Origin of the sequence: Micrococcus sp. TA1 (assembly GCF_014199555.1) — a bacterium.
Classification (GTDB): domain Bacteria; phylum Actinomycetota; class Actinomycetes; order Actinomycetales; family Micrococcaceae; genus Citricoccus.
Window position 1 is genome coordinate 19958 of record NZ_JACHNW010000003.1, and the last position, 21561, is coordinate 41518.

The window sequence follows — 21561 nt, forward strand, 5'->3', positions numbered from 1 at the left end:
GCGGCTTCCACGTTTCGTATCTGAGTCAGTTCACATTCCGGCGCTGGTGTAGAGCGCCAATTGGTCACGAGGAGATCATCCATGCGCACGAGCTATGAACGAGATCAGGGAGACACCGGCCTTCGGGGCCATGTGCAGGCGGCCTCACCGCAGGCCCTCCACGAACTGATGCAGGAGCTCGGGGACACGGTGAGCGTTGAGCCTGCCGTGCTGGCCGAGCACAGTCGGGACGCCTCCCGGGCCGAACCGGTGGGTCTGCCCGCGGCGGTGGTCCAAGCCCGTTCGGCCGAAGACGTCCGGGCGGCACTGCGCTGGGCAAATGCCCATCGGGTGCCCGTGTCCGTGCGCGGAGCCGGCACTGGCGTCAGCGGCGGCGCCCTGGCCTACGCCGGGGGGCTGGTCATCTCCCTGCGGACCTTGAACCGGCTGCTGGAGATCGATGCCGCCAATCGGATCGCCGTGGCAGATCCGGGCGTCGTCGTAGAGAAGTTGGACCAGGCGGCCGCCGAACACGGGCTGATGTACGCCCCGGACCCCGTCAGCTACCAGACCGCGACCATCGGTGGCACGGTGGCCACCAACGCAGGCGGCTTGCGCTGCCTGGCCCACGGTGTCACCCGCGACGCCATCGCCGGGCTCGAGGTCGTCCTGCCCGACGGCCGGTTGCTCCACACCGGCTCCCGGACCCGGAAGAACAGCACAGGCTATGACCTGACGGGGTTGTTCATCGGCTCCGAGGGGACCCTCGGCGTGGTCACCAAGGTCCTCGCCCGTCTCAAGCCCCGCCCCACCGGCACCCCGGTCACGTTCCAGGCGCATTTCCCGACCATGACTGCCGCAGGAGAGGCGGTCGCGGCGATCATGGCCTCCTCGACGACCCCGGAGATCCTGGAACTGATGGACCGGAACTGCATCGACATCGTCCAGCGGCACTTCCCCTCCACCATCACGACCGATGGGCAAGCCCTGCTGGTGGGCCAGACCGTGGGCACCGATGCCCACCGGCAGGCAGAGGAGATCGTCTCAGCATGCCGGGCCGCCGGGGCCGTTCTGGCCGAGGCGGGCGACGGCGACGATGTGCTCCGGACCCGACGGATGGTGAACCCCGCGCTCAGCGCCGCGGGTTTGGCCCTGTCCTGCGACGTTGCCGTTCCGCCCAGCCGATTGGCGCAGATGTTCGGGCGCATCGAGAGCATCTCCGCCCACACCGGTTACTCGGTAAACACCTGCGCCCATGCCGGCGACGGCAACATGCACCCCGCCGTGCTGGCCCCCAGCGATTCCCCGAGGACGTGGCCGCGGCCGAGCACGTGCTGACCCTCATCACCGAGGCCGCCTTGGAGATGGGCGGCGTGATCTCTGGGGAGCACGGCATCGGTTCGCTCAAGACTGGGATGCTCACCCAGCAGTTCGACCCGGACACCCTGGCCCTGCAGCACGAGCTGAAAGCCTTCTTCGATCCTCATGGCATCCTGAACCCCGGGCGAGCCATCTGACCGGCATCACTCCGACATCCCGGGGAAGCAGGCACCGGTCAGCCTGAGCTTCGGGGAGTGGCTGCGACGTTATCTGAAGCCCCAGTTGGCGTTCCAGTCAGCCTGCAGTGAGGGTGCTGTAGAGATGACCGCCAGGCCGTTGGCGGCGTACACGTAGCTGCCAGGATCCACTGATTGCCCCACTCGCCCGCCAGGGCTCGGCCGAGGGGCCCGTCGTGCCAATACCCGACTTGAAGAGTGCGGGCCTCTGATTAGAACTCGATTCCCGGAACGCGGAGGGTCACGACCAGGGCGTGTCTCCTCGTGGGTGGCTGGTTGCGTTGACATGTGCGGCGCGGGGTCATGTGCCCAGCGCTTCAGTCTCAGACGAGAGACATGAGGAGACACGCCCTAACCCGGGCGGGTGGCCTCCGTGTCGATGAAGTGCTGCGCGCGTTGCAGGGTGTGCGAGGAGTACGTGCCCCCGGAGCGGGCGTCCAGCAGCGCGGCCTGTTCCACCTCGACCAGCTGCCGGCGCAGCTCCCGGTACTGTTGCCGCTGGCTGTCCGGGTCCACCTCGGCCACCATCGCCGCCAGTGCCTGCGTGGCCGCCCGGCCCTCCCGTCGGGCCCGCTCCACCACGGCGGGGTCGAAGGGACTGCCGTCCTCACGGAGCAGCGTCCTGTTCTGCAGGTAGGCCTGGCGCGCGGCGATGATCTCATCGGCCAGGCGGCCGATCTCCCGGCGCTGCGCCTCCTCGTCGGTCCCCTTGATGCCGAGCACCCGGATCAGCAGCGGAAGGGTGCCACCCTGGACCACGAGCGTGAGGATGGCCACGGAGAAGGCGATCAGGATCAGTTCGGGACGGTACGGGATGTCAGCCGGGAGGGACTGGGCCGCGGCCAGGGTGATGACGCCGCGCATCCCGGACCACGCCAGCACGGCCCCGCCCCGCCAGCCGAGGCCCTGCGTGGCCAGGAAGTGCGCATCGGCACGCCACCGCCGCAACCGGGCCACCGTCCGCGGGTGGGGCGGCTCCCCGGACGCCGTGGACTCGAGCGCGGCATCGAGGTGCCGCGCGAGCTGGGGGACCCGCCTCTGCCGCGCCCGGAGCACGGCGATGAGCGGCACCACGAAGGCGATGCGCACCACGACGAGGACCGCGGTGCACAGCACGGCGATCCCGACGGCGAACCACAGCCCCCGCCCCGAGGCCTCCGCGTCCGCGACGATCGAGGTGATCTCGAAGCCCATAAGCAGGAACACGCCGTTCTCCAGGAGCAGCTGGATGGTGCGCCAGTTGGTGCGGTCGGTGAGCCGGTCCGCCGCGCTGAGGCGCTGGGGCGCCTGGTGACCGGTGAGGAGGCCGGCAGTGACCACGGCGATGACGCCCGAGGCGTGCAGGTTCTCCGCGGGCATGTACGCCAGGAACGGCACGGTCAGGGAGATCGCCGTGGTGAGGACGGGCTGCTGCCGGATCCTGGACCGGAACCAGACGGTCCCGGCGCCCACGAGGAGACCGAGGACGATCCCGGCGCTGACGGCGTAGGCGAAGTCACCGATGGCACCCCAGAAGGTCACGGCGCCGGCGGTGGCCGCGATGGCGGTGCGGAGCATGACCAGCGCGGTGGCGTCGTTGACCAGGCCCTCCCCCTCCAGGATCATCACCAGCCGGGGCGGCAGGCCCAGTCTCTTGCCGATCGAGGTGGCCGCGACGGCATCCGGCGGGCTGATGACCGCCCCCAGGGCCACTGCGGCCGCGAGATCGATGTCCGGCAGCAGCCACCAGATCAGCCACCCCGTGGCGAAGGCGGAGGCGATCACCAGGAACACGGACAGGGCGCTGATGGTGCCGAGGTCCCGGCGGAAGTCCGTGATGGGGACGTTGACCGCCGCCGAGTAGAGGATCGGCGGCAGCGCGATCATGAGGATCCATTCCGGGTCCAGCAGGATCTGGGGCGCCCCGGGGATCATGCTGCAGCCGATGCCCACCAGGACGAGCAGGATCGGCGCCGCGACGCCTAACCGGGGCGCGAACAGCGAGACCAGCACGATGATCAGGACACCGGCCACGGCCAGCAGTGCGATGTCCTCCATGTGCAGTCCCTGTCCGTCGGCGTCGGTGCACGTCAAAACTAGGGCATCAGGCCGGTGCGTAGCACTGCTTCACCCGTTTCGCTCCGCGGACAGGACCGGTCGTAGAGTGGAGGCGACCATCCCGAGCGGCTGAGAGATCTGGCTCCGTGACGCCGCAGCAACCCGTCCATGGTCCTGGGGTGCCCTCCCGGCACTGCAAGGACCGGACCAGGTGCTACTGCCAGATTCGATGGAAAGAAGGTTCTGTCTTGTCTGTTGCCCCGCACGCCGCTCCCACCGCCACCGCGCGCGACACCCCCGCCCACGCCCCCGGTGCCCTGCCCGGCCCGCTGCCGGCCGACGTCGTGGACGCCGCCGATCCTTCCGTCCACCCGGGCCGGCCCGCGGGCCTGTTGCACGGCGGGCTCGGGGACGGCCGGCCCGTGCGCGAGGAGGACCGGCTCGCGTTCTGGGATGCCGCCGCGCGGCGCCTCGAGTGGGAGACGCCCTGGCACACCACCCACTCCTGGACCCCTGCCGACCCGGCCGCCGAGCGCGGCCCGGAGATCCGCTGGTTCGAGGGCGGCCGGTTGAACGTCGCGGTGAACTGCGTGGACCGGCATGTGGCCGCCGGCCGCGGGGAGAAGGTGGCCCTGTACTTCGAGGGCGAACCCGGTGACCGCCGCGCCGTGACCTACGCCCAGCTCCAGCGCAAGGTCAGCCAGGCCGCCAACGCCCTGCTCGAACTGGGCATCGGCAAGGGCGACCGCGTGGTGGTCTACCTGCCGGTGCTCGTGGAGACGATCGTCATCACCCTGGCCTGCGCGCGGATCGGCGCGGTGCACTCGCTGGTGTTCGGCGGCTTCTCCGCCGAGGCGCTGCGCTTCCGCGTGGAGGACACCGGCGCGAAGCTGCTGGTCACCTCAGAGGGCCAGTACCGCCGCGGCCAGGCCGTGCCCGTCAAGGACAACGCGGACGAGGCCGTCTCCGGCCAGAACCAGATCGAGCACGTGCTGGTGCTCAACCGCACCGGCCACACCGAGGTCGGGGACGGCCCGGGCCAGATCAGCTGGACCGAGGGCCGGGACGTGTGGTGGCACGAGATCGTGGACCGCCAGCCGGAGACCCACACCCCGGAGTACTTCGACGCCGAGACCCCGCTGTTCATCATGTACACCTCGGGCACCACCGGACAGCCCAAGGGCCTCGTGCACACCTCGGGCGGCTACCTCACCCAGGCCTCCTGGTCCTACGACTACCTGTTCTCCCATCCGGACGTGTCCGAGCGGGAGAAGGACGTGCACTGGTGCACCGCCGATCTCGCCTGGGTCACCGCGCACACCTACGAGATCTACGGACCGCTGTCCAACGGCGTCACCGAGGTCATCTACGAGGGCGTGCCGAACGCCCCGCACCCGGGCCGGCACTTCGAGGTCATCGAGCGCTACGGCGTCACCTCCTACTACACCGCTCCCACCCTGGTCCGGTCGCTGATGGGCTGGTTCCCCGAGGGCATCCCCGCGGGGCACGACCTCTCCTCGATCCGCCTGGTGGGCACCGTGGGAGAGGCCGTCAACCCGGAGGCATGGACCTGGGCCCGCACCCAGATCGGCCGCTCGCACCTGGACGCGCTGGACGCCCGGCTCCAGGCCGAGACCGGCGACGACGACGCGCGGGTCCCCCGCGACGGTTCCGTGGGCGTGCCGATGGTGGACACCTGGTGGCAGTCCGAGACCGGCGCCACCGTGCTCTCCCCGCGCCAGGCGGACGAGCGGTTCAAGCCCGGGTGCGGCTCCCGCCCGCTGCCCGGGGTGGACGTGGCCGTGGTGGACGACGCCGGGGCGCCCGTGGCCGCCGGGCTGCAGGGCAAGGTCGTGGTCACCCGCACCGGCCCGGCCATGGCCCGCACCGTGTGGGGCAACCCGAGGCGCTACTTCACCTCGTACTGGAAGGACTACGCCGGGCAGGGCTGGTTCCTGGCCGGCGACGGTGCCAAGGTCGACGAGGACGGGGACACCTGGATCCTCGGCCGCATCGACGACGTCATCAACATCTCCGGACACCGCCTGTCCACCATCGAGATCGAGTCAGCGCTCGTGTCCCACCCCGAAGTGGTCGAGGCCGGGGTCTGCCCCGTTCCGGACGCGAAGACCGGGCACGCCGCCGTGGCCTTCGTGGTGGCCCGGGCGGGCTTCGGGGACGCCCCCGCGCCGGCCGGCACCGGGGCCGGGCCCGCCGCCGACGCCGCCGAGGAGCTGCGCCGGCACGTCGGCCGGGTCATCGGGCCGGTGGCCAAGCCACGCGAGGTCGTCTTCGTGCCCGACGTCCCCAAGACCCGCTCCGGTAAGATCATGCGCCGCCTGCTGACCCAGCTCTACGAGGGCACCGCCCTGGGCGACACCACCTCCCTGCAGAACGAGCCCTGCGTCGGCCAGATCGCCGAGGTCATGGGCCGTCGGCCATCGCACCGCCCGGCCGCCGCGCAGGACGGCTGACCCCGGACCGTCGAGATGGTCACGGCTCAGGACGATGCGGCCCCGTGCCGGTCACAGGCCGGGTCCACCACGGCCACCTGGACGGGGTTCACGATGAGCCGGATGCACCCGCAGGGGTCCGTCGACGTGGTCTCCAGGTTGCCCTCGGCGCCGTAGGGGCGGAGCGGGGCGAGGGTCTTGCACAGGCAGAAGTAGTCCCGGTGCGGGGTGCTCGTCCGGCACTTCATGGTGATGGTCTTGGCATCAAGCATGGCAGCGGCTCCAGGGTGTGCAGTCAATGGGCTGGGTGAGACCGGTGCTGTCATCGACCGTGGCGGCCCGGGGGTCCTCACAGACTAGAAATCGGGGCACCCCGCTGGTAGTGGACGATCGTCCACTACTTTCCGGTAGAGGGCCTTCCGGGCGGCACCATCGGACAGGTCCGGGCGCGGGCCGCGGCGCCCGGGCAGCCACGGGCAGCCACGGGCCCAGAGTTTCAGTCCCCCGACGAGCCCCGGCTCCAGTACGAGGACAGCGAGAGCATCCGTCGGTCCACGCCCCGGTCCTCCAGCAGGTGCCGCCGCAGGGACTTCACCGCGGCCTTCTCCCCGTGCACGAAGGCCTGTACCCGTCCCGGAGGCCACTCCATGGACTGGACGGCGCCCGGCAACGGTGACGGGACGCGCTCTGCCAGTCCCCGGTGCAACCAGCTCACCGTCACCCCCGGGGGCGCCTCGAGCTCCCACTCGTCGGCCGGGCCGGGGACCTCGATGAAGGCCGCCCCGACGGCATCGGCCGGCAGGGCGGCTAGGGCCGCGGAGATCGCCGGCAGGGCCGCGGCGTCCCCCACGAGGAGGTGCCAGTCGGCCCGCGGGTCCGGGGCGTACTTGCCGCCCGGGCCCGAGAACGCGACCCTGTCCCCCACCCGGGCCGCCGCGGCCCAGGGCCCGGCGACGCCCGCGTCCCCGTGGACCACGAAGTCGATGACGAGGGTCCGGGCGTCGGGGTCCACGGAGTGCACCGTGTAGGTCCGCCGGACCGGGCGCTGGTGTTTCGGCAGGGTCTTGCGCAGGGCCTGGATGTCATAGGGCGGTTGAAGGCCGAGCGCGGGGTCCACGAACAGGATCTTGACGTACTTGTCCGTGTAGGCGTTGTCCCGGAACTCCTCGAAGCCGTCACCACCCAGGGTCAGGCGCTGGATGTGCTCGCTAATCCGCTCCGTGGCCACCACCTCCAGGACGACCTGCCGGCGGCCTCGCCGTTCCCGGCCGTGGTCCACCCCGTCCGCAAGCGGTTCACCCTCGCGCCGCGACCTGGTCTCCGGGAGGCGGTCGTCATACCGGTGGCGGCCGTACGTCCCATGGTGTTCGCGATGCCCGTGGTGATGGCCGTGCGCACGGCGCCCCTGGGGGTCCTGGCCCGCCCGGAGGCGTGCCGCCTTCAGCGCGTACTTGGCCGCCTTGTACTCGTACTTGGCCACGGAGTACCGCTCCGCTGCGACGCGGTGGCGTTCCACCGCAGACGCGAGGTCCGCCTCCGCGGCACCAGGGGTGCCGGTTCCGTCACCGGCACCGGTGCCGGTAGCGGCGTCCGCGGGCACCCGGCCGCCGTCGTGCCCGTGCGGCGTGCCGTGGTCGCTGCCCATGCCATGTCTCCTCGACTGCGTTCTGTCCTGCGTCGCACCAGGCTGACTCGTGCGGACTCGTACGGACTCGTGCTGTGCCGATCAGCGTACGGCGCGCGCGGGGACAGCGAAACCGGCCGGCCCACGGTCCGTGTGGAGGACCTCGGGGCCGGGCGGCCCCTCACAGCGGCAGGCCGACGGGCCCGGCCGTCTGGGCCGGGACGCTCAGGCCTCCGGGAAGATCTGCCCGATCGGTTCGCGCTTCTCCGCCTGGAAGGCCTCCTCGGCCCGGCCATAGGCCCAGTAGGCGGACAGTGACATCTGCCGGCGGTCCACCCCGCGCACGTCGGCCAGGTACCGGCGCAGGTCCTTGATCATCTCCCGTTCCCCGTGGGCGAACACCTGCACGGCGCCCTCCCTCCACTCGGCATCGATGACCGCCTGGGCCAGCTTCGTGGTCTCGGGCGTGAACTCCGTCCCGCGGTGCAGCCAGGTGACGGTGATCCCCTGGGGCACGGACAGCCCGATCTCGTCCTCGGGGCCGTTCACCTCGATGATGGCCTGCCCGGCGGCGTCGGCCGGCATGGCCTCGAGGGCCGCGCCGATCGCGGGCAGGGCGGACTCGTCCCCGGCCAGCAGGTGCCAGTCCGCCGCGGGGTCGGGCAGGTACATCCCCCCGGGGCCGGTGAGGCACACCCGGTCCCCGGGCCGGGCGGAGTCGGCCCAGGGGCCGGCCAGGCCGTCGCTGCCGTGGACCACGAAGTCGATGGTGAGGGTGCCGGCCCCGGGGTCCACCGAGCGCACCGTGTAGGTACGGCGCACGGGCATCTGCTCGGGGGCCAGGCGCTCGCGCAGGACCTCCAGGTCGTACGGCATCTCCAGGCCCAGCGCCGGATCGGCGAACATCAGCTTGACGTACTTGTCCGTGGCGTCCTTGTCCTGGTAGACGCCGAAGCCCGGTCCGCCCAGGGTCAGCCGGACCATGTGGGGGCCCAGTCGTTCGGTGGCCGTCACCTCCAGGACCACGGGGGGCTTGGGCTGGCGCCGCGGCCGGGCGGCCGGGGGCTGCGGCACGGACTTCTGCTCGGTCATGGGGACACCTCTTCGTCGGGTCACCGGCTGGCGGCCGGCGGGCACGGGGCGGGTCGACACACCGCCCACTCATCCGACATTACGTCATTAACCCGTGACCCAATAATGCCCCGTCCGGGATCTTCACACCGGGCCGCACGGAACGTGTGACACACCTCACCGGAATCCTCTATGATCTTCGAAGTAACCGAACGGTCGGTCACTAATCCGTAACCTCATCCCCGCGAAGCATCCGCACCATCACCTGGAGCACACCATGGCACATCACGACGCCGCAGTGGCCTCTCCCCGGGGTCGCACCCCCGAAGAGAAGAGAGTCCTGGCCGGAACCCTCGTCGGCACCACCATCGAGTGGTACGACTTCTTCATCTACGCCCAGGCCGCCGCCTTCGTGCTGGCCCCGCTGTTCTTCGCCCCGCTGTCCGCCGACAATCCCGGCCTCGCGCAGGTCGTCACGTGGGCGACCCTGGGCATCAGCTTCCTGTTCCGCCCGCTCGGCGCCGTGGTCGCCGGACACCTCGGTGACAAGCACGGCCGCAAGCTCGTGCTGGTGATCACCCTGATCGGCATGGGCGGCGCCACCGCGCTGATCGGCGTCCTGCCGACGTACGCCCAGATCGGCATCTGGGCCCCGATCCTCCTGCTGCTGATGCGCATCATCCAGGGCTTCTCCGCCGGTGGTGAGTGGGGTGGCGCCGCCCTGATGTCCGTGGAGCACGCCCCGAAGAACAAGCGCAGCGCCTTCGGCTCCTACCCGCAGATCGGCGTGCCGCTGGGCATGCTGCTGGCCACCGCCTTCATGTGGATCCTGACCAGCTCGATGTCGCCCGAGGACTTCCAGGCCTGGGGCTGGCGCATCCCGTTCCTGTCCTCCGTGGTGCTGATCGTGGTCGGCTACCTCATCCGCAAGGCCGTGGACGAGTCCCCGGTGTTCAAGGAGATGCAGCTCCGTAAGAAGGAGTCCGCCGCCCCCCTGGGCGTGCTGCTGAAGTCCCACAAGAAGAACGTCACCCTGGCGGCCCTGATCTTCATGGCCAACAACGCCGCCGGCTACCTGGTGATCGCCTTCTTCGCCTCCTATGGGGCCAACGTGCTCGGCATGAGCCGTGAGGCCACCCTGATCGCCACCTTCGTCGGCGGCCTGGGCTGGCTGGTGTTCACGATGTTCGGCGGGTACATCGGGGACAAGATCGGCAAGATCCGCACCTTCCAGATCGGCTACGCCATCATCATCGTGTGGGCGATCCCCATGTGGTTCATGCTGGACACGGCGTCCCTGCCGCTGTTCGCCCTGGCGATCGTGATCCTCACCATGGGCCTCGGCCCGTCCTACGGCCCGCAGTCCGCCCTGTACGCCGAGATGTTCCCCGCCCACGTGCGCTACTCGGGCGTCTCGATCGGCTACGCCTTCGGCTCCATCATCGGCGGTGCGTTCGCCCCCATGATCGCCCAGCTGCTGCTGAACCAGACCGGTATGGGCTGGACCATCGGCGTGTACATCGCCGTGCTGGCCATCATCTCCTTCATCGCGGTGTCCATGGTGCCCAAGTCCATCGAGGGCACGGACCTGCACGTCGACGAGGTGCACGAGCAGTACCTCTCCGAGCACCCGGAGGACGCCGCCATCGTGCAGCAGGCCGCCCAGGCCCACGGTGAGGCGGGCACGCCGACCGACCGGGGTGGCCGGCACTGACCCTGCCCCCTCACGGAACCGGGCCCCGTCGCACCACTGGTGCGGCGGGGCCCGGTCTCGTTCCGTCTCGTTCCGTCTCATCCCGTCGTGTTCCGCGGGACTGCCCGGCTTCCGCGGGACTGCCCGGGGCCGTCCCGACGGGCCCGGTTCAGCGCCGGGCGGCCCCCACCGCACGCCGGTACGCAGCGCCCTGGTGGTCCGCGGCCAGGCGCGGTCCGGCACCGGTCAGGGCCTCGCGCAGGGTGCCCCCGGTCCCCTCCGCGAGGATGCCCCGGCGCCGCAGTTCCGGGGAGACCAGGGCGGTGAACCGCTCCAGGTCCGCGGGACGGACCGCCGCGGAGATGTTGAAACCGTCGACGCCGGCCGCCTCCTGCCAGCGTTCGAGTTCGTCCGCCACGGTGGCCGGGGAGCCGGCGATGACCGGTCCGCGGCCCCCGATCGCGATGAACTCGGCCAGGTCCCGCACCGTCCACGTCCTGTCCGGTGACAGCGAGGTGAAGGACGCCAGGGCGGACTGGTTGGCCTCGGTGGCGACGTACTCGAGCGGGGAGTCCGGATCGGCCCCGGCCAGGTCCACGCCGGTCCAGCCCCCGAACAGGGCCAGTGCGCCCTCGACGTCCACGTGCCGGCGGTAACCCTCCAGCCGGGCCCGGGCCTCCTCGTCCGAGTCGGCCACGACCACCGTGGCCATGGTGAACACCTTGACGGCATCCTCCGCGCGGCCGCGTCCGGCCAGCCCGGCCCGCACGCCGTCCGTCCAGCGCCGGACCAGCTCCGGGGTGTTGCCGATGAAGAAGATCGCCTCGGCGTGGTCCAGGGCGAACTCCTGGCCGCGGGTGGACGCCCCGGCCTGGAACAGGAACGGGGTGCCCTGCGGCCCGGGGTGTGTCAGCGCCTGGCCCGGCACGGAGAAGTACGTCCCGTGGTGGCCGATCGGGTGCACCCGGTCCGGGTCCACGAACACGCCCGTCTGGGCGTCGGCGCGCACCGCGCCGGGATCGAACGATCCCTCGAAGAGCTTGTACATGACCTCCATGTACTCGTCGGCCCGGTCATACCGCTCGTCGTGCGGCAGCTGCCGGTCCATGCCCAGGTTGCGCGCGGCAGAGTCCTGGTAGGAGGTGACCACGTTCCAGGCCACCCGCCCGCCGGTGACGTGGTCCAGCGTGGCGAGGGTGCGGGCCAGCAGGTAGGGCGCCTCGTAGGTGACCGAGGCGGTGACGCCGAAGCCGAGCCGCTCGGTCACGGCGGCCATCGCGGGCACCATCACCAGCGGGTCGAGCACCGGGTACTGCACCCCGCCGCGTGCCGTGGCCCCGGTCCCTGCGCCGTAGACGTCGTAGACACCGGGGATGTCCGCCAGGAACAGGGAGGCGAACCCGCCCTCCTCCAGCGTCCGGGCCAGCGAGGTCCAGTACGCCAGGGTGTCGAAGCGGGACACCCCGGACTCCGGGTGCCGCCAGAGCCCCGGGGACTGGTGCACCGGGACCATCATGTCGAAGGCGTTCAGCAGCATGGGGCGGGTCATACGATCGTCCTCTCGGGGGCGCCCTCAATGGCGTTCTCAGCGGTGTCCTCGGTGGTGCGCGGGGTGCCGGAGCCGGGCGCGGGACCGGCAGGGCCGGCGTCGGGCACCGGATCCTGCCCGGGACCGTGCAGCTCGGTGAGCTCCGTGCCGTGCTGGTCCCGGGCAGGATCCTTCGCGGCCAGCCCGGTGACGACGGACAGCACGGCCAGCCCGGAGAGGTAGCCGGCGATCAGCCACGGGGTGTCACCGCCGGCGGCGAAGAGTAGCGCCGCGATCAGGGGCATCAGTCCCCCGCCCAGCACCGTGCCGACCTGGTAGCCCAGGCTCACGCCCGAGTAGCGCACGTGCACCGGGAACTGCTCGGCGAACCAGGCGGCCTGCGGTCCGTAGACCGCGTCGTGGATGAGGTTGATGCCCAGGATGATGACGAGGGGCAGCAGGGCCAGCGGCCCGGCCCCCAGGTAAGCGAACAGCACCCAGCCGAACACGCCGATCGCCGCATAGGCCGTCACGGAGACCACCCTGCGTCCCACCCGGTCGGACAGCCAGCCCCAGAACGGGGTCGAGACCAGGCCGACGGCCGAGGCGATCATCACCGCCGTGACACCCGAGGAGGAGTCCCCCCGCTCGTCGCGCAGGTAGGTCAGCATGTATACCGTGACCAGGTAGTACACGGCGTTCTGGGCCAGCCGCAGACCGATCGTCACCAGCAGCGGGCGGCGGTGGTGCGTCAGCAGCACCTTCAGCGGCGCCTTCTCGACCCTCCCGGAGGCCTGGTGCTCGAGGAACTCCGGGGCATCGGAGACGCCGAGCCGGATCCACAGTCCCAGGGCCACCAGCAGCGCGGAGAGCAGGAACGGGATCCGCCACCCGAAGGCGGCGAACTGCTCGGCGCTCAGCACGTTCTGCACGATGAAGAACGCGCCGGTGGCCAGCAGCATCCCCGCGGACGAGCCGATCTGCGTGAAGGACCCGAAGAAGCCGCGGTGCCGGGCCGGGGCGTGCTCCACGCTCAGCAGAGCCGAACCGCCCCATTCCGCACCGGCGGACAGGCCCTGCAGGACGCGCAGCACCACCAGCCCGACGACGGCCCACCAGCCGATCGCCTCGAAGGTGGGCAGCAGCCCGATCAGGGTCGAGGCCACGCCCATCAGCAGCAGCGAGGCCACCAGCAGGGCCTTGCGGCCGATCCGGTCCCCCAGGTGTCCGGCCACGATGCCGCCCAGCGGCCGGGCGATCACGCCGACGGCGAGCGTGGCGAACGAGGCGACGATGCCGCCGAGCTCGGTGGCCATCGGGAAGAACTGGACGTTGAAGACCAGCGCCGCGGCCGTGCCGTAGAGGTAGAAGTCGTACCACTCGATGGTGGTTCCGGCGAAGGCCGAGGCGAGGACGCGCTTCTTGCCGTCGAAGACCCGCGCGGGTCCCTGCCGGGGTTCGCCGGTGGAGGTGGTGGTCATGATGGTCGGGGCGCTCATGCGGCAGGCCCCGCCGTCTTCGCGTCGCCGATGGCGTTCAGGCCCTCCGGCAGGATGCCGTTGATGTGGTAGTCGCCGAGGGCGCGGGCCCGGAAGGCGATCGGGTTGTGGGTGGCCACGGTCTGGGCGTTGCGCCAGTGCCGGTCCAGCCCCTTGGACGTGGAGGTCGCGGAGGCACCCACGGTCAGGAACAGGTCCTGGGCGGCGCCCAGTGCCAGTTCGGGCACCGTGACCTGGGCGTGCTCGACGGCGATCTCGGACTCGTACAGGGCTCCCGGCAGGGTGCCGGTGAACTCCGGGACATTCGCCCCGGCATCGATGGCGGCCTGGATGCCGGCGTCGAGGGCCCGCGCGGCGTGCAGCACGGTGGCCTCGGCGGTGAAGGCCTGGGCGGAGATCCGCCCGGTGGCCTCCTGGATCAGCGGGTCCTCGCGGAACGGCAGGCCCAGCCCGGTGTTGAAGGTGCGCTTGCGGGTGGCGATGGTGGCGACGGTGTCCCGGCGGGCGGCCCGGGCGATGCCGGCCAGCACGGCCAGCAGCACGAGCTGGAAGAAGGCGGCCTCGTGGACGGCCTCGGCGCTGCCCGCGGTACGGTCCAGCACGGCGTCCTCGGGGACGGTGACGTCCTCGAAGAGGGCCGTGCCGGTGCCGGTGAGCTTCTGCCCGAAACCGTCCCAGTCGTCCTCCAGCGTGACACCGGGGGCGTCCGTGGCCACCACCGCGAAGCGCCGTCCGTCCTCGCCGTCCAGGGAGGCGGAGACCCGCGTGTAGTCCGAGAAGATCGATCCGGTCGCGTAGAACTTCCGGCCGTTGAGCACCCAGCCCTCCCCGCTCCGGGTCAGCACGGTGTTCAGGGTGCCCAGGGCGTTGCCGCCCTTCTCGGTGGACGCGTTGCCCACCGTCGCCCCCGCCAGCACCCGGGGGTACCAGGCGTCCTGGAGGCGGCCGGGCAGGAAACGCAGGGATTCCACGAAGCCGTAGTGGGACCGGTACAGGTGGGCGATGTTCGAGTCGGCCTCGGCCAGGTCGATGAGCAGCCGGGTGAAGTCCTCGATGCTCACCCCCGGCCCTCCGTGGGCGGCCGGGACCCGCAGGGTGCCGAACCCGGCACGATCCAGCGTGCGGACCTCCTCCCGGGGCAGCCGGCGCTCCAGGTCCCGTTCCAGGGCACCGGCCGCGATCGAGGCGAAGACCGGGGCGAAGTGCTCGCGCAACCCCGCGTAGGAGGCGGGCAGGCCGTCGGCGAGGTTCGCGGCCCCGGCCTCCGGTCCCGGCCGGGAGAGGTGTTCGGTGGTGGCGGCCTTCTCGGCCGTGCTCTGCGACATTCGGCGGTCCTTCCGGTCACACCGAGGATTACCGGCAGTCACGCCAACGGCTGGTCCGGCGCAGGCAGCGGACGCCGACGCACAGACCGACTGCAGATCCGGGATCTCCATCGGTCCTGGCCTTAGCACCCGTCGTTGGGGAGATGATCCCCTCGGGTTGCTGCGGCGTCGTCGAGCCAGGTCTCTCAGCCGCTCTGGATGGTTACGGGTTCACCCTAGCAATGGATCCCCGGGGCGTGGATGTCGCCCACGTCACGTCAGGACACACAGTCACCCCGCGGTGGCGTCCCCGGACCGGGTCATGGCCCCCGCCGCCAGCGTCACGCCGCTGTGCGAGGGGTCGCCGTCGAATTCCTCCTGGGAGACGTCCACCACCGGGAACCGGTCGAGGTCGACGCCGTCCGGCACCGGCAGCGTGGTGGTCTGGCCGGACACCGTGCCCAGCGAGATCAGCCGGCTGGCCTGTTCGTCGCGCAGCCACACCTCGTAGTACCCCTCCTGGGGCCCCTCGGAGACGTCGACGGTCAGGCGCAGGGCGCCGTCGGGCTCGGCGACCATCTCGGCGCGCCCCTCCACGTCCCGCTCCGTCACCGGCGCGAGGACCGCCTCGCCGACGGCGACCGGCTGGGGCGGCGTGTCCTGCCCGCTGTCCCCCTGGCCCACCAGGCCGGCCACGACGGCGGCACCGACGGCGCCGACGACCAGCCCGGCGGCCGCGGCGGCCGTGATGACGGGCCACCGGCGTCGCTGGGTCCGGGGCAGGAAGCTCACCGTGCCGGCGTCGTCGGCACCGAGCGTCCCCCCGCCACCGTGCCCTCCGGGCGCGGTCTCCGCAGACGTGCCGGACGTGCCGGCCGGCTCCGGGGCGCCCGGGACCGCGGCGAGACCGGGTCCGGCGTGGGGATCCTGCCGGAGGCCCAACTCCCGTTCGATGCCCGCCCACACGTCGGCGGACGGCTCGTGGAGGCTGACCGGTGCCGCGAGCGCGGACACCACGCGCTCGGTCCGGTCGAGGTCCAGGCGGCAGTCGGGGCAGGAGCGCAGGTGGGCGGCGGCCCCGGGGCCGGGCGCCTGGCCGGCGGCGATCGAGGCCAGGTCCTCCTCGGTCAGGTGCCGTTCAGCGGTCTCAGCCATCGTTCACCTCCAGTGCTGCTCGAAGCCGGGCCAGTCCCCGGTGGACATGCGACTTGACCGTTCCCAGGGGCATTCCCAGCCGTTCGGCGATCTGCCCCTGCGGGAGGTCCTGGACGAAGGCCATCCTCAGGATCTCATCCTGGGGCGGACCGAGCCTCTCCAGGGCCTCATGGACCAGCACCCGGTCCACGACCTGCTCGGACAGTTGCCGGTCCTCCCGCTGATGCTGGCCGGACGTCGCGTCCACGAGCTGCCGCTGGCGGTCCCGGGCCGCGAACGTGTCCGCCACGACCCGACGGGTGATCCCGGTCAGCCAGCCGCCCAGCGGACGGGTGGGGTCGTAGGTCTCCCGCGAGCGCCAGGCCCGCGTGAACACCTGCTGCGTGGCGTCCTCCGCGTCCTGCCGGTTGGACAGCGCCGCCATGCACAGGGAGAAGACGAGACGGCCATGCTGGTCATAGGCCTCACGCATGGCGTCCGCGCTCCCCGCGGCGAAGCGTCGGGAGAGGTCGTCGCTGTCCAGCGTCCCTCCTCGGTCGTGGCCCCGGCGGGCGGCGGTGGTCCATCACGTCACCCCGGGGCGTACCCGTGGCACGGACGTCCTCCGAGGATACGGGTCAGTCCAGTGACTCTGCCACCACGATGATGTTGTCCGCATAGCTCTGCCTCTCCGGCAACCACTGTCCACCACAGGTCACGAGGACCAGCCGTTCCGGTCCGGAGCGGGTGAAGTAGGGGGTGAAGTCCAGCCCGTCCTTGCCCAGGCGCTCCACCTGGGTGACCCGGTAGGCGTGCCACCGCCCGGACTCGTCCCCGACCCGGACCGTGTCCCCCGTCCGCGCCGTGCGCAGCGCGTACAGCGGCCCCTCGGGCGTGTGCTCCGAACCGGCGTGGGCGGCGATCACCGTGTTGCCCTCGCCGTCTGCCGGTGCCGGGCCGAACCGGTACCAGGCGGCGATGGACGCGTCCTCGGGGATCTCCATCTGCCCGTCCTCGGCCACCCCCGTGGGCACCACCGTCATCTCCGCCCCGATGGCCTCGTAGTCCAGCCGCACCGGTGCGGGCACCGGGGCCGCGGGCCGCAGGGCCGCGGAGGCCACCGGGACCTCCGCGGCTCCCGCACGGGAGGCGGGGACGCCGGCACCGGTGCCACCCGGGTCCCCGGGCGCCGGGGACGAGGCCGCCGGTGCCCGGGAGACGGAGGAGGATGGTGCGGCCGCAGCCGGGTCGGAGGAAGGGGGCTCCACCACGCCGGCAGGTGCGCAACCGGTGCCCGCGAGGGCGACTGCGACCGCCAGGGCGGCGAGGACCGGCCCCGCCGCCCTGGACCCGCGGGGCGAGGACTTGCCCCGGCGGGTCGTCTCAGGCACGGACGGAGGACCGGCGCCGCAACGCCGTCACCGCACCGGCCGCTGCCAGGAGCAGCGCGCCGCCGCCCGCGGCCCACCACAGGCCCTGACCCTCGGCGGGCACCTGGGTGTTGCCCGTGGGGACGCCGCCGGGGGCGGAGTGCATCCCCTCCACCGTCTGGGTGGCCAGGGCGAGCGAACCGTCCTCCGCCGAGCCCCAGGCGTAGACGATCGTCGCGGCGCCCTCGGTGACCTCCACGTCCGCGGGGCCGAGCACCGGGTCGGACTCACCCGCCACGGAGACCGCGGCCTCCAGGGTGCCGGCCGGCAGGTCCAGGGACTGCTCGTCCGGGTTGGCCAGGCCGGGGACGGCCACCTCACCGTTCGCCCAGACGTCCACGGCCGGGGCCGCGGCGACGTGTCGGACCACGAGGCGCCCGTTCCCGGCCTCCAGGGCGGAGGTGTCGTTCACGAAGGCGGTGGCGGTGGGCTGGCCCTCGGCATCGAGGTGGGCCGCCGCGGTGTAGTCGACCCCGCCGTCCAGGGTGACGTTCACCGGGCCGATGACGGGCTCCGAGTCGTCCTGCGCGTCCGCGGCGGTCACCGCGATCTCGTAGTCACCGGCGGGAAGTTCCAGGGGGCCGGCCAGGTCACCCGGTGCGAAGTCGTCCAGGGTGCGCTCGCCGTTGACGAACACGTCCACGGTGGTGTCCGGGACGCCGTGGAGCACGGAGAGCATCGCGGTGTCACCGCCGGATCCCTCCGTCTCGCCGGCCGTGGCCGGCAGTGCCGTGCCGAGCATCGCCACGCCGCATGCTGCGGTGACTGCCAGGGGAAGTGCCTTACGCATGGTGTCGTCCTTTCACGGGACCCACAGTCGGGGCCGTCCACATGAGCACGTTTGTCCTCACACCGCCTACTACCGGAGGAGGCGCCGAAAGGTTGCACGAGGGACGACGTTGGTCCGGATGATGTTCCGGCCGGGGGAATCCGGGGAATAGCAAGGGCGGATCCACCGTTGGACCACCGGAGTCATCCCGGCTCCCCACGCATCCCGAGGAGAACCCACAGTGTCGCCTGCCCCCGCCGAAGGCCCCCAGCGGGGCACCGTCACCGCCACCGCACCGCCGGCCGGGACATCCACCGCGTCCGGGGTCCCCGAGGGCGCGATGCGCGTCATCTGGTTGCTGGTGGTCTCGGCCTTCGTGGTGATCCTCAACGAGACGATCATGAGCGTCGCGCTGCCGGAACTGATGCGGGAGTTCAGCGTGGGGGCCGCCACCGCACAGTGGATGACCACCGCGTTCATGCTCACCATGGCGGTGGTCATCCCCGTCACCGGGTACCTGCTGACCCGGTTGCCGCTGCGGACGGTCTTCACGATCGCCATGGTCAGTTTCCTGCTCGGCACCCTGCTGGCCGCCCTGGCCCCCACGTTCCTCGTCCTGGTGCTGGGACGCGTGGTCCAGGCGGTGGGCACGGCCATCATGATGCCGCTGCTGTTCACCACGGTGCTCAACGTGGTCCCGGCCAGCCGCCGCGGCCGCACCATGGGGGTCATCTCCATCGTCATCGCGGTGGCCCCGGCCACCGGGCCGACCATCGGCGGGATCATCCTGGACCTGCTGGAGTGGCGCTGGATGTTCCTGCTGATGCTGCCGATCGCCACGCTGGCCCTGGCCCTGGGCGTGGCCATGATCCGCAACGTCACCGACACCCAGCGGATCCCGCTGGACGTGCTCTCCGTGGCACTGTCCGGTATCGGCTTCGCCGGCCTGGTGTTCGGGCTCAGCAGCATCGGGGCCGCGGCCGAGGGGGACGCCCTGATGCCGCCGTGGATCCCGCTCGTGGTCGGTGTCCTCGCCCTCGCCGTCTTCACGTGGCGCCAGCTCGGACTGCGCGACCACGCCCTGCTGGACGTGCGTGCCTTCACGGCCCCGGCCTTCACCATCTCGCTGGGCATGATGATCATCGGCATGATGGCGATGTTCGGCACCCTGATCGTGCTGCCCATCTACCTGCAGAACGTCCTGGGCGAGTCCACGATGGACACCGGCCTGGCGCTGCTGCCGGGTGGACTGGTGATGGGCGTGCTCGGGTTGATCGTCGGCCGCCTGTTCGACCGCGTGGGCGCCCGTCCGCTCGTGATCCCCGGGACCGCGGTCGTCTCCGGGGCCCTGTGGGGCCTGACCACGTTGACCGCCGAGACGTCCCTGGGCACGGTCATCGCCTGGCACATGCTCCTCAACGCGGGGCTGTCCCTGATGTTCGGCCCGCTGATGACCTCGGCCCTGGGCGCCCTGCCGCGCCGCCTGTACTCGCACGGCAGCGCCATCCTGTCCACCCTCCAGCAGGTGGCCGGGGCCGCGGGCACCGCCGTGTTCATCACCGTCATGACGACGGCGACCATCGCCGGGGCCGCCAGCGGCACCGAGCCGACGGTCGCCCTGATGAACGGCATCCACAACGCGATGGTCTGGGGCGCGGTCATCTCGCTGGTGGCCCTCGCGGGCTCCTTCGCCGTCCGTTCCACCCCCGCCGAGGAGGAGGTCCGGCCGGCGCCCGCCCCGGTCCGGGCCGGCGTCGACGCCTGATCCCCTGACCGCACCTGGCGGTCAGGGGGTGACGTCAGACCCCCGGGTCCCGGGCGGGGACGTCATCCGTCGACCGCCGGAGCCCGGGGGCTCAACCGCGCAGGTCGATGGACGCCGAGGTCCCGGCGCGCCCGGCGGCGGGCGGGGTGACGGGGCCGTCGGCCTCCTCGTCGCCCTCCGCGGCGAGCTGCCCGCAGGCGCCGTCGATCTCCTTGCCGCGGGTGTCGCGCAGGGTGGTGGGGATGCCGGCGTCGTTCAGGCGGTCGATGAACTCCTGCGTGACGTCCGGCTCGGAGGAGGTCCAGATCGAGCCCGGGGTCGGGTTCAGCGGGATGGGGTTGACGTGCACCCAGCCCCGGCCGCGGGCGTTGAGCTTCTTCGCCAGCAGGTCGGCCCGCCAGGCGTGGTCGTTCATGTCCTTGATCAGCGCGTACTCGATCGACACGCGCCGCCCGGTCTTCACGAAGTAGTTGTAGGCGGCGTCGATCGCCTCATCGGCCTTCCACCGGGAGTTCACGGGGATCAGCTCATCACGCAGCTCGTCGTCCGGGGCGTGCAGGGACAGGGCGAAGGTGACCGGGATGCCCTCGTCCGCGAGCCGGTTGATGGCCGGGACCAGCCCCACGGTGGAGACCGTGATGTGGCGGGCGGACATGCCCAGGCCCTCGGGGGCGGGGTCCACCATCCGCCGGACCGCGGCGATGACGCGCTTGTAGTTGGCCAGCGGTTCGCCCATGCCCATGAACACGATGTTCGTGACGCGCTCGGCGTCGTGGCCGCCGTCGCGCCGCAGTCCCCCCAGCCCGCCCTCGGCGATCACCTGGTTGGCCCGGACCACCTGTTCCACGATCTCCGCGGTGGACATGTTCCGTGTCAGCCCGTTCTGGCCGGTGGCGCAGAACGGACAGTTCATCCCGCAGCCGGCCTGGCTGGACACGCACAGCGTCACCCGGCCCGGATAGCGCATCAGCACCGACTCCACCAGGGCGCCGTCGAACAGGCGCCACAGGAACTTGACGGTGTCCCCGTTGTCCGTGGTCAGCCGGCGGACCTCGGTGAGCAGCGGCGGGAACATCTCGGCCACGAGCGTCTCGCGCTGGGCCGCGGGCAGGTCCGTCATGCGCTCGGGGTCCGAGGTGTGGTGCACGAAGTAGTGGGTGGAGAGCTGCTTGGCGCGGAAGGCCGGCAGCCCCAGTGCCTTGACCCTCTCCTGGCGTTCGGCCAGGGTCAGGTCGGCCAGGTGCATCTTCGGCTGGGCCACGCGCGGCTGCTTGAACTGCAGCAGCGGCCGCCCGTCCTCCGTGGTCTGCTGCGTCCAGCCCTCCGCCTGCGGCCGGACCTGGGGGCGGTTGGCGTCAGGGCCCGTGGCCGCGGCGGCCGGGTTGGAGAGCATCCGCCCGTCCAGGGGTCCGCCGATGCCCTGGCGCTGGAGCCGCTCGCGGTCCTCGGAGAGCTGCCGGGCCTCGGTCTCGTCGATGAGTCCGCGCTGGGGACGGTTCAGCTTGAGCTTGCCGTCCCGGGCGTGCTCGAGGTGCGCGTCCGCGGGGTCGGCGGCGCGGTGGGACTGCCGGCCCTGCTGCACCGGTGCGGTGCGGGACGGGCGGTCCGGGGTGCGGGAACGGTTCTGGTCAGCCATCGCCCCCATTCTCCCACGGTTGTCCAGCCCCGGCAGGGGGGCCGACGCCGGCCAGGGTCAGGGGGGCACCACGGCCCCTCGCC

15 protein-coding genes, 1 pseudogene and 2 riboswitches are annotated in these 21561 nt (G+C 71.7%); of the genes and pseudogenes, 4 read left to right on the forward strand and 12 right to left on the reverse strand.

Going from position 1 to position 21561, the window contains the following annotated elements; genetic code table 11:
- The first annotated feature begins 168 nt into the window (after positions 1–168).
- Positions 169–1496 (forward strand): annotated as a pseudogene (locus GGQ69_RS13835) (FAD-binding oxidoreductase).
- A 390-nt stretch (positions 1497–1886) separates the two neighbouring features.
- On the opposite strand, the gene GGQ69_RS13840 reads toward GGQ69_RS13835, so the two are convergent.
- Positions 1887–3572 (reverse strand): sodium:proton antiporter, encoded by a 1686-nt coding sequence (locus GGQ69_RS13840; RefSeq protein ID WP_183529573.1) that lies wholly within the window; start codon positions 3570–3572, stop codon positions 1887–1889.
- 113 nt (positions 3573–3685) lie between these two features.
- Positions 3686–3808: riboswitch (SAM riboswitch) on the forward strand.
- A 12-nt stretch (positions 3809–3820) separates the two neighbouring features.
- Here GGQ69_RS13840 and GGQ69_RS13845 point away from each other — a divergent pair.
- Positions 3821–6046 (forward strand): AMP-binding protein, encoded by a 2226-nt coding sequence (locus tag GGQ69_RS13845; protein WP_255459750.1) that lies wholly within the window; start codon positions 3821–3823, stop codon positions 6044–6046.
- A gap of 26 nt (positions 6047–6072) precedes the next feature.
- Here the strand turns inward: GGQ69_RS13845 and GGQ69_RS13850 are convergent, their stop codons facing one another.
- The 3 genes from GGQ69_RS13850 to GGQ69_RS13860 all read right to left on the reverse strand — a co-directional run bounded on the left by GGQ69_RS13850 (position 6073) and on the right by GGQ69_RS13860 (position 8741).
- Positions 6073–6297: a hypothetical protein gene (locus tag GGQ69_RS13850; protein WP_183529575.1), complete on the reverse strand. Its 225-nt coding sequence runs from the start codon at positions 6295–6297 to the stop codon at positions 6073–6075.
- A 224-nt stretch (positions 6298–6521) separates the two neighbouring features.
- Positions 6522–7670, reverse strand: a complete 1149-nt coding sequence (locus GGQ69_RS13855) for a siderophore-interacting protein (RefSeq protein ID WP_183529577.1) — start codon at positions 7668–7670, stop codon at positions 6522–6524.
- Between the two features lie 204 nt (positions 7671–7874).
- Positions 7875–8741: a siderophore-interacting protein gene (locus tag GGQ69_RS13860; RefSeq protein WP_183529579.1), complete on the reverse strand. Its 867-nt coding sequence runs from the start codon at positions 8739–8741 to the stop codon at positions 7875–7877.
- 256 nt (positions 8742–8997) lie between these two features.
- Here GGQ69_RS13860 and GGQ69_RS13865 point away from each other — a divergent pair, with 256 nt between their 5' ends.
- On the forward strand, positions 8998–10434 hold the full coding sequence (locus GGQ69_RS13865; protein WP_183529581.1) for an MFS transporter: 1437 nt from the start codon (positions 8998–9000) through the stop codon (positions 10432–10434).
- Positions 10435–10582: 148 nt separating this feature from the next.
- Here GGQ69_RS13865 and GGQ69_RS13870 read toward each other — a convergent pair whose 3' ends face one another.
- From GGQ69_RS13870 to GGQ69_RS13900, 7 genes are all read right to left on the reverse strand, one after another.
- On the reverse strand, positions 10583–11962 hold the full coding sequence (locus GGQ69_RS13870; RefSeq protein ID WP_183529583.1) for an LLM class flavin-dependent oxidoreductase: 1380 nt from the start codon (positions 11960–11962) through the stop codon (positions 10583–10585).
- A complete protein-coding gene (locus GGQ69_RS13875) occupies positions 11959–13440 on the reverse strand; it encodes an MFS transporter (RefSeq protein WP_255459751.1) in 1482 nt (493 codons plus the stop codon). Before GGQ69_RS13875 ends, GGQ69_RS13870 begins: the two co-directional genes overlap by 4 nt.
- Entirely contained in the window at positions 13437–14765 is a 1329-nt protein-coding gene (locus tag GGQ69_RS13880; protein WP_183529584.1) for an acyl-CoA dehydrogenase family protein, read from the reverse strand. The genes GGQ69_RS13875 and GGQ69_RS13880 overlap by 4 nt, the downstream gene beginning before the upstream one ends.
- A gap of 104 nt (positions 14766–14869) precedes the next feature.
- Positions 14870–14970, reverse strand: a riboswitch (SAM riboswitch).
- A 65-nt stretch (positions 14971–15035) separates the two neighbouring features.
- Positions 15036–15899, reverse strand: a complete 864-nt coding sequence (locus tag GGQ69_RS13885; RefSeq protein ID WP_183529586.1) for an anti-sigma factor domain-containing protein — start codon at positions 15897–15899, stop codon at positions 15036–15038.
- The gene (locus GGQ69_RS13890) at positions 15892–16371 is read right to left on the reverse strand and encodes an RNA polymerase sigma factor (RefSeq protein WP_010143927.1); all 480 of its coding nucleotides are present in this window, start codon (positions 16369–16371) and stop codon (positions 15892–15894) included. The genes GGQ69_RS13885 and GGQ69_RS13890 overlap by 8 nt, the downstream gene beginning before the upstream one ends.
- Before the next feature lie 145 nt (positions 16372–16516).
- Entirely contained in the window at positions 16517–17269 is a 753-nt protein-coding gene (locus GGQ69_RS16915; RefSeq protein ID WP_183529589.1) for a class F sortase, read from the reverse strand.
- Positions 17262–18098 carry a DUF4397 domain-containing protein gene (locus GGQ69_RS13900; RefSeq protein WP_183529591.1) on the reverse strand — a complete coding sequence of 279 codons (837 nt, stop codon included), beginning with the start codon at positions 18096–18098 and terminating at the stop codon, positions 17262–17264. Before GGQ69_RS13900 ends, GGQ69_RS16915 begins: the two co-directional genes overlap by 8 nt.
- 220 nt (positions 18099–18318) lie before the next feature.
- Here GGQ69_RS13900 and GGQ69_RS13905 point away from each other — a divergent pair, with 220 nt between their 5' ends.
- On the forward strand, positions 18319–19842 hold the full coding sequence (locus GGQ69_RS13905; protein ID WP_183529593.1) for an MDR family MFS transporter: 1524 nt from the start codon (positions 18319–18321) through the stop codon (positions 19840–19842).
- A 91-nt stretch (positions 19843–19933) separates the two neighbouring features.
- Here the strand turns inward: GGQ69_RS13905 and rlmN are convergent, their stop codons facing one another.
- A complete protein-coding gene (gene rlmN, locus GGQ69_RS13910) occupies positions 19934–21235 on the reverse strand; it encodes a 23S rRNA (adenine(2503)-C(2))-methyltransferase RlmN (RefSeq protein WP_255459761.1) in 1302 nt (433 codons plus the stop codon).
- Positions 21236–21561: the final 326 nt, after the last annotated feature.